2 protein-coding genes are annotated in these 2,421 nt (G+C 48.7%); both read left to right on the forward strand.

Annotated features, from left to right (window positions below):
• The coding region (locus H6F50_RS02345; RefSeq protein WP_190425913.1) for a 2-isopropylmalate synthase at window positions 1-1,002 on the forward strand (1,002 nt) is incomplete at its 5' end.
• 339 nt (window positions 1,003-1,341) lie between these two features.
• Entirely contained in the window at window positions 1,342-2,160 is an 819-nt protein-coding gene (gene nudC / locus H6F50_RS02350) for an NAD(+) diphosphatase (protein WP_190425916.1), read from the forward strand.
• Window positions 2,161-2,421 lie beyond the last annotated feature (261 nt).

Below are 2,421 nucleotides of genomic sequence, written 5' to 3' on the forward strand. Positions count from 1 at the left end.
GCGCGACGGGATAGCGTAATTTTGTGCGTCCATCCCCATAACGATCGCGGTTGTGGTGTTGCAGCCGCAGAACTGGCGCAGATGGCAGGTGCGGATCGAGTTGAAGGCTGTCTGTTTGGCAATGGCGAACGCACTGGAAATGTGGATCTGGTGACGTTGGCGCTGAACCTCTACACCCAAGGCATCCATCCCGGTTTGGATTTTTCTGATATCAACATGGTGGCGAGAACGGTGGAAGATTGCACGCAATTGCCAATTCACCCCCGCCATCCGTATGTTGGGGATTTGGTATTTACTGCCTTTTCTGGTTCCCACCAAGATGCGATCAAGAAAGGCTTGGCGGTGCAGAAATCGGATGCACTTTGGGAAGTTCCGTATCTACCACTCGATCCAACCGATGTGGGACGCAGCTACGAATCGGTGATTCGGGTGAATAGCCAATCTGGTAAGGGTGGCATTACCTTCTTGCTGGAACGGGATTACAGCCTGGTATTGCCTCGGAGGTTGCAAATCGAGTTTAGCCAAGTGGTGCAAAAGGCAATGGATGCTTCCGGGCAGGAAATGTCTGCAACGGATCTGTGGCAACTATTCGAGCAAGAGTATTTGCAAGCAGTATCGCCGTTCAAGTACCTCTCTCACCACTTGTCGGAAACAGACGGCGATGAACAAGCGATCGCAGTATCGCTAGAGATGAAGGGGAATCGTATTTCGCTTGCTGGAAAAGGCAACGGCCCTATTGATGCATTCCTAAAGGCGCTAAATCTTGGCATTCGCATCGATCGTTACGACGAACACTCACTCAGCCAGGGTAGCAATGCGTCTGCGATCGCTTATGTTGAGGTTGCTGGCGATCGCTTCCCAGGTTCTTTCTACGGCGTTGGTATCCATTCCAATATTGTCACGGCATCATTACTCGCTGTTCTGGGTGCGGTTAACCGTGCTTGGCAGCAATTTGATTCAGAAACTCAAATCCAGGTATTACAAAGCTTTGAGTCGGTTTAAGCCTGATTTTTGAGTAAGAGCGATCGCCGATCCACTTCAATATCTGTCAGAAGGTGTATAGCAAAATTATGTCCTTAGCAACATGATGTAAGTGTGAGGAGTGAAAGTTATAGCGAAAAGCCCTTGGAGTCGAAACACGGAAAGACGCCCTTGGGCTTTTTAGCGTTTTTTGGCTAAAACTTGCCCCGCACGGCTACGAATTACACATCGTATTATCGAAAACTGGGTATAAAGTCCCGCCCCGATCGGGCGGCTTTTTGTATGATGCTGTATGCGATCGCAATGATACGATGAAGGCGACTGCCTCCGGCAGGCTACGCGATCGCACTCTACTCGGATATGTATCGAACTTTCATCCCTGGCATTGCTCCACCTCCAGTACAATCTGAACCTGCGTGGTGGTTCGCCTTTGTCGGGAATCAGCTGTTGGTTCGACGGGAAGGGACACTCAGCACAATTCCCACCCTCATCAGTTTGGCAGAGATTGGCTTGGTGCCCGTGCGATCGCAATTTCTTGGCACCCTGGACGATAGACCTTGTTACTCGGCGGAACTACCGAAAGATGCGGTGATAGCCGATGGCATGACTTTGCAAGGACTGCGCGAATTGTATGCCACCTTAGATGAAGACTTGTATGCGCTCAGCAGTCGTGCGATTCAAATTATGGAATGGGATCGCACCCATCAGTATTGCGGACAGTGCGCGGCTCCCACAACCCAATTACCCAACGAACGTGCCAAGCGTTGTCCTAAGTGTGGATTAGTCAATTATCCTCGCCTCTCGCCTGCGGTGATTGTACTCATCTCGCGTGGTGAAGAGATATTGTTAGCTCGCGCTTCTCGGTTTCCCGCAGGAATGTACGGTTTGATCGCTGGATTTGTCGAACCGGGAGAATCACTTGAAGAAACAATCGTGCGCGAAGTCCGAGAGGAAGTTGGGATTGAAGTCAAAGATATTCGCTATTTTGGTTCGCAACCTTGGCCTTTCCCAAACTCGCTGATGATTGGATTCACCGCTATCTATGGGAGCGGCGACATTATCATCGACCCGCAAGAATTGGAGGATGCTGCTTGGTTTAGTAAAGACAACCTACCGTTGATTCCTCCTAAACTGAGCATCGCCCGAAAACTTCTCGACTGGTTTGTTTCTACTGATTAAGCAATTCGAGTCTGTAATAAAAGAAGCGATCGCACTGTTCATTCTCTACATCCAGAGCGTGCGATCGCTATTGGCAAAAATCAAGACATTGAAATAAGTTCAACAATAATATCTTCAGGTGCTTACTTCTACTGACTCAAACTCAATTTTGTCATATATATCTGCAAGCGTTATTTGGAATGAAAGGGAATTTAGAGATACTATTTCATTGGCATCGTCATACTCAGTAAATGTCCAGCGTTTTTGCTCGGTTTTGAAGTA

Source organism: Coleofasciculus sp. FACHB-712, assembly GCF_014695635.1.
Lineage (GTDB): Bacteria > Cyanobacteriota > Cyanobacteriia > Cyanobacteriales > FACHB-T130 > FACHB-T130.